We start from the raw sequence: 6000 nt of genomic DNA, 5'->3' as shown, positions 1-6000 counted from the left end.
AGGCCTTGAATGGTACGAGCGATCAATCGTCAGTCAATGAAACAAAACCAGCTTTGTTTTCGGCGACAGGCAACGAACGCTTCGCCAGCGATGCTGACACTGAAAGATTCGCAAGGATGTCTGCCCGCCCGGCTGCAAGCGGAACGCAATTTGACGCGGCGCAGCGCACTTTCTCGTCCAGAGACGCAATAAAATCGTTACAGCCGCCGCCGTTTCTCGGCGTGACGACTGCCCCCGCCTTTGATTGACGCTCTGCTCGCGAGCTTCATGCTTGCATCCAACTCAACAACACAAATTCATTTCGTCGACACCAGCGTGACTGCAGACGTAGAGTCTCGCTTGTTACAGCTCCCAATGCACGCGGATCTCACACATGAGCGAACGACGGCAGCTTTCCCTCAACTTCTTCATCTATCCAGACGGCCATCACGAGGCTGCCTGGCGCCACAGGAGGTCAGCCGCCGACCGTATACTCGACATAACCTACTACCAGGAGCTGGCGCAGCACGCCGAAGCGCACAAGTTCGACGCGGTCTTCTTCGCCGACGGCCCGGCGCTGGCGGACAATGTCCGCTACGCCCAGCGGTTTCGGCTCGAGCCGATCACCCTGCTCACCGCGATCGCCTCCGCCACCCAGCGGATCGGCGCGACCTCATCGACCACCTATACCGAGCCCTACAACCTGGCGCGGCTGTTCGCCTCGCTGGATCACATCAGTAGCGGCCGGGCCGGCTGGAACATCGTGACAACGAGCACGCCGCAGGCCGCGCAGAACTTTGGCTTGCCCGAGCATCCTCCGCATCACGAACGCTACGAGCGGGCGCGATCACGCGGCTTTGGGACAGCTGGGAAGACGACGCGCTCGTCAACGACCCGATCTCCGGGGTTTTCGCCGACACCGGCAAGATCCACGCGATTAATCACATCGGAAAGCATTTCCGCGTGCGTGGGCCGCTCAACATCTCAAGGACGCCGCGGGGACGACCGGTCTATGTCCAGGCCGGCTCTTCCGACGACGGACGTGCCTTTGCGGCGCGTTTTGCCGAGGCGATCTTCACCGCGCGTCAGACACTGGCGAGCGCCCAGGAATTCTACGCCGACATCAAGCATCAGGCGCGCCTTCGACCGCAGCCCCGATCAGATCAAGATCCTGTCCGGCATCAGTCCTTTCATCGCGAGCACGCAGATCGAGGCCGATCGGCTGCAGGACGAGTTCAACGAGCTGATCCAGCCCGAGTATTCGCTGCCGCCAGATGATCGGTCTCGACCTCTCCGGGTTTGATCTCGATGGCCCCTTTCCTCGTCATCTGATCGATACCGACGGCGCCCGCGACGTTGCCAGCCGTTTCAAGCTGGTGATCGACATCGTTGATCGCGAGAAGCCGACGATTCGTCAGCTCGTGCAGCGCCTGGCCGGCGCCCGCGGCCTGGGTGATTGCCGGACCGCCCGAGAAGATCGCCAACGACATTCAGACTTGGTTCGAGAACGGCGCAGCCGATGGTTTCAACGTCATGCCGCCCTGGCTGCCCGGCGGATTCGACATTTTCGCCGAGCAGGTCGTGCCCATTCTGCGCAAGCGCGGCCTGTTCCGTTACGACTACACGGGTACAACGCTGCGCGATCACTACGGCCCGGGGCGGCCGGCGAGCCTCTTCTCCAATGTGGTTCGGGCGATTGCATAGGTCGCCGACACTCTCCAAACTGTCGGTTCTTCACGAAACAAACGTACGGACACGAGTAGGTGGCAGAGATGGTTTGATCCAATCGATCGTGCGGCGAAAATGGGGTGATCGCCGGAAGGCAAGACTGAATGGAGGCGTGTTGATGCGCTGACCGACGAGGAGGTCGAAGCGGCGATCAAGAATGATCCCGACTGGCAGGAGTTCATGGACGTCGATTGGTCGGATGCCGTGCTCGTGATTCCACCGAAGAAGAAGGCGATTTCCATTCGCGTCGATGAGGACGTGTTCGAGTCTTCAAGCGCGAGAGCGAGGGCTATCAGCGCCGTCAACGCGGCGCTGCGGCCCTATATGCAGCAGAAGACGGGAAGCGCGCGTAATGACGCTGTAGGCCCGTCCCTCGACAGCCGCTTCGCCCCGTTTGACCTACAAGCTTTGATCGCGGCTACTTGATGCGGCGCCTTCCCCTTGCGACCGCGTATGCCAAATAATTCCAGAATAGCATCCGGGAAGAAGCGCTGATTACCAATCGCGCGCCGGTATCGTTTACGCGCAAGGCGGTGGCGGCACTCTCCGCGAGGTGTTCAAGGATGCGGAAGAGAACTCGTATGCCAAGACGGCTGCCGAGTTCACGCCGATAATCTTTTTTCGACCCGGACGGCATTTGGGAACACGACGCCGAGCTCGACCGGGGCGGTGTAACGAGACGCGGATTGAACGTTCTGCAGCTCGTCCAACAAGTGTTCCGTTATGGGCGCAAGGACCCTGCGTTGATGCTCGGCAAGCCCAGGTTCACCACGGACTTTGCGGAGATCGATGCCGTCGTTCGCACGCGCGCCAATCGCACAGCACAATCTGGCGGTTGCGCTGAATCCCTCGCGAGCTCATCCGCTGTTGCGCCGACAGCACTGTGCTGCGGTATCGCTTGACTGCCGCTCAGTATCGGTCCCGATAGGCGCCGCGCCGCTGGCGCGCGAACGCATACTGCGGATTGACCCCGCAATAGGCGTTAGTACCGCTCGCGGTAGCCATGCATTGAGCGTAGCTGGAGAATTGGCAATTGCCGGGATAGCCCCATATGCGCCCTTGCAAGCAGTAGCTATCCTGCCCAGCAGGCGCAGGCGAAAAATCATAGGTCTGAGCCGGGGCTTGCCCTGCTGCCAAAACCATACCCGTCATCAGAATAGTCAAAGCCACGGTGCGCATTGGAACCTCCTCGAAGTCGATACAACGCCAGTGCACCTAAGCAGTAGGCAATATTGATCCAAGTCAATTCACGTTCTCGCTCACAAAACTACGTATCACGCGTGACGTGGGCTTGATCGCTTGGGAACGGATAAAACTCGGCGGCGCTCGCGCTTTTCATTTTCAATTTGACCATCCCAATTGCGGCTTCGCAAGCGCGCGTCAGTTGGGACCTCAATCATTTCAAGCCGACGGTCTCATGTCGGCGTTTGGTACATCCTGTCATTGCGCTGCGGCAGTTAGCCCCGGCTTTTCTGACCAATTGCCACTACGTTCGTTCATCAACGCATCCATGCCATTGCGGTGCAGCCAAAGAAGCCCCCGGGCAAGTTGCCGTAAGTCGTTGCGGTCCGCGCCAATAGGTAACCTTCTTGCACGACGGAGAGCGTCGGCAGCCTGCCGCTCCAATGATGATAGCTTGCGTTCCATCTGCTGCCCGGCAAATCGATATTTGGCCCTTGGCGAACCCTTATCTAGCTCACTTCAAATATCAGCATTGTGAAATGGCCCACAATTCAGCCGCCAGCTTGTGCGCCAGCACTGTCACTCATTTCTATGCCAAATTGGTTGGCTTGCGCCTCGAGGAGGAACTCTCCAGCGGTGGTGGCCTAGCCTGTTAGGTGTGTCGCGCTCGCGACGTCACAATTGTTCCATTGGCCTTCGAGTCGTTTTTGACTTCACAGGGTGGCGAGTCCGGCGTTTGATTATGGTGGACCGTGGGTAAGGGCTTTCATCTCGAAAACGCTTTGAGGCGGGTCCAAGAGGTCCAGCGCCAGCGGTCTCTTCGCTAGCTTCATCGGGAGAGGCCGTCCGATGCCGACGCAAGTATGGGCTCTCGCCACGTCGATCGGCTGGACAGTCGTCGTGGCCGTGATCCTGCTCTATTTGATCTTCAGCCCTGGCTAATCCGGCGCCCCTTAAGGGTGCGAGACGCCTAAACGTCGTTGATTGCGCAGTCGTGTCCGCGGGAATGCCGGGCGGATAGACAAGATACAAGGCTGATCGTGCGACCTTAAAAGGAAGATCTGCTTCCACGTGTCGTGCGGAGGCACCTAGATGCGAAACGGGCCATTACGAATCGGAGATTGAAAGGGGCGTTCGCCTGAAGAAATAGCCTTGCGCGCGATCCAGCGCTCGCTCGAGTGACGCTGCTGTTGGTCGGACCATCATCCAGCCGTTTGGATAGCGGCGCTGCCGTATGGCAAGCCGATAAATCTGCAATAAGGATCGTCGGGACCGGCAATACTGTCGGGATGATGCTCAGACCGCCAACTGAGGCGCCCTACTTCTTTAGGAGCCTCGGCAGAACGGTTGCGAGGGGTACGGTACCGAGCGGTCGCCCCACTTCATCTGCGATGACCAAAACCTCCGATACGTGTGGCGTACCGCTCTTGATCGCTTCGGCTAGAAGCTCGCGCGCGGCTAATACGGCCTCACCCTCAGCCGCAGATAAATCTGGTAGCTCTGTTCCTTCCTCATCGAGCGTAATCTCGTCGCCGGCGCGTAGGTGAAAGTAGAATCGTCCCAAGGCGAACTCCAATTGAACAGAAACCTATTTGGTGAGTGGATTTTCGCAGACGTATACCAGCCTAGGAAGGAGGCAGCGAGCACCGCCAATTGGGACTACGCAACAATCGGCTCGTGTGTTGCGTTCGATACTGTACAGTAACGAGATGTCGATATTGATAAATGCAACGCGTTCCGCGTTGACGCGTAAATTCCGCGTTCGAGCGCTCCTTTCGACGGATTTCACCACACCGATCGTCCGATAATTGCGCAGCATTTGGATCTGCAAGGCCGGTGCGAGCGCTTTCCTACGCTGTGATCCGTCTGGTGCTCGAGGAAACAACTCGGCAGCTCAGTCGCGATGTTGACGTGTCCGAGCTGCACACACCTGAAGTGAATTCCGTGGCAAGAGGTATGACGGTCTCTTGCGCCACGGATGGCAACCATGGCAGATCAACTGCTCAAGGCGCCCAGCTCGTTGGTGCAAAATGCGCCACCTTCGTTCATTCAGGCCTGAGCAACGAGCGCATCGCCGCCATCGCCCGCTTTGGCGCGCAGATGATCCGCGTCGACGGCAACTATGACGATTCCGTCGTCCAAGCATCGCGAGTTGCGGCTCAAGAAGGTTGGATCACAGTGTCTGACACGTCCTGGCCTGACTACGAGCGGATCCCGCGCTTTGTAATGCAGGGATAGGCCGCACTTGTGAGCGAAGCACTACGCCAGTTGCCGGAGCCGCCGACACACGTCTTCATCCAGGCAGGCGTCGGTGGGATCGCCGCAGCCGTTGCTGGACATCTATCGGCTTTGTTGGGCGACGACCGCCCGTGCTTCACAGTTGTCGATCCCTCGCGGGCAGCATGCCTCCTCGAAAGCGCGCGGGCCGGGCATCCTGTCAAGGTAGATCATGGGCAATCAACCGTGATGGCGATGCTCGAATGCTACGAGCCTCCGCTCGTCGCTTGGCGCTTCCTTTCGCGCACAGCGGATGCTTTTATGGCTGTCGACGACGAGGACGCAATCAGCGGGATGAAACGTCTGGCAAATCCGAAGCATGGCGATCCCGCTGTCGTTGCAGGCGAAAGTGGTGGTGTCGGCCTCGCAGCCTTACTGAAGGCTGCTTCCGACCCGACCTTGCGTGGTAAGATTGGTCTTGGATCCAATGCACGGGTCGTCCTGATCAACACCGAGGGCGCGACTGTTCCTGTCCTGTACGAACAGATCGTGGGTGCGACGCCAGCGGAAGTGACCGCGAAGCATATTAAACCGGTCAAGAACAGGACAACGGATGGGGCGAGCTCGTGGGGCCTTTTGTAAGTCGTCCCATCCGTACGCCCTGGGAGACTGGCCAGCGTTCGGCTCTTACAGAAGGCTCATCGCCGCGCAGAGGCCGCCCCCCCCCGCGCGTCCCTTCGAGCTGGGCACGCGGATGGCTCACTCAGAAAGAGGGGTCTGGCATGCGCCGGTGCTCTCCGACTTGTCGGCTGGACTCAAAGCAGCCGCCGGTGGCATCAACGCCGGCAATGCCGCAGCCTATGCGCAGGCTGGCGCTGATGTTCTGGTGACGTC

At 59.2% G+C, this 6000-nt stretch carries 5 protein-coding genes and 2 pseudogenes; 5 read left to right on the top strand and 2 right to left on the bottom strand.

What is annotated here, in order from left to right; genetic code table 11:
* The 4 genes and pseudogenes from FXV83_RS43625 to FXV83_RS37010 form a co-directional block, all read left to right on the top strand.
* Positions 1-248, top strand: a 248-nt coding sequence (locus tag FXV83_RS43625) for a hypothetical protein (protein ID WP_210250784.1), incomplete at its 5' end; no start/stop codon positions are given.
* Positions 249-373: 125 nt separating this feature from the next.
* Positions 374-1683 (top strand): annotated as a pseudogene (locus FXV83_RS37020) (LLM class flavin-dependent oxidoreductase).
* Positions 1684-1887: 204 nt separating this feature from the next.
* Positions 1888-2133 carry a hypothetical protein gene (locus FXV83_RS37015; protein WP_235940513.1) on the top strand — a complete coding sequence of 82 codons (246 nt, stop codon included), beginning with the start codon at positions 1888-1890 and terminating at the stop codon, positions 2131-2133.
* Positions 2134-2393: 260 nt separating this feature from the next.
* The gene (locus FXV83_RS37010) at positions 2394-2609 is read left to right on the top strand and encodes a hypothetical protein (RefSeq protein ID WP_148744610.1); all 216 of its coding nucleotides are present in this window, start codon (positions 2394-2396) and stop codon (positions 2607-2609) included.
* 7 nt (positions 2610-2616) lie between these two features.
* Here the strand turns inward: FXV83_RS37010 and FXV83_RS37005 are convergent, their stop codons facing one another.
* Both FXV83_RS37005 and FXV83_RS45555 read right to left on the bottom strand, forming a co-directional pair.
* The gene (locus FXV83_RS37005) at positions 2617-2886 is read right to left on the bottom strand and encodes a DUF3551 domain-containing protein (RefSeq protein ID WP_187436423.1); all 270 of its coding nucleotides are present in this window, start codon (positions 2884-2886) and stop codon (positions 2617-2619) included.
* A gap of 1321 nt (positions 2887-4207) precedes the next feature.
* Positions 4208-4453: a DUF6894 family protein gene (locus FXV83_RS45555; protein ID WP_430648975.1), complete on the bottom strand. Its 246-nt coding sequence runs from the start codon at positions 4451-4453 to the stop codon at positions 4208-4210.
* Positions 4454-4737: 284 nt separating this feature from the next.
* Between FXV83_RS45555 and FXV83_RS37000 the strand changes: the two are divergent.
* Positions 4738-5748: pseudogene (locus FXV83_RS37000) on the top strand (diaminopropionate ammonia-lyase); the annotation flags it as partial.
* Positions 5749-6000: the final 252 nt, after the last annotated feature.

Source organism: Bradyrhizobium hipponense (assembly GCF_008123965.1).
Lineage (GTDB): Bacteria > Pseudomonadota > Alphaproteobacteria > Rhizobiales > Xanthobacteraceae > Bradyrhizobium > Bradyrhizobium hipponense.
Note: the sequence above shows the minus strand (reverse complement) of the source record. Positions and strands in the feature narration are given on the sequence as shown.

Excerpts from the sequence above, each read along its gene's own strand:
- FXV83_RS37015 (WP_235940513.1), top strand. The coding sequence starts at position 1,888 with ATGGACGTCGATTGGTCGGATGCCGTGCTCGTGATTCCACCGAAGAAG.
- FXV83_RS37005 (WP_187436423.1), bottom strand. The coding sequence starts at position 2,886 with ATGCGCACCGTGGCTTTGACTATTCTGATGACGGGTATGGTTTTGGCA.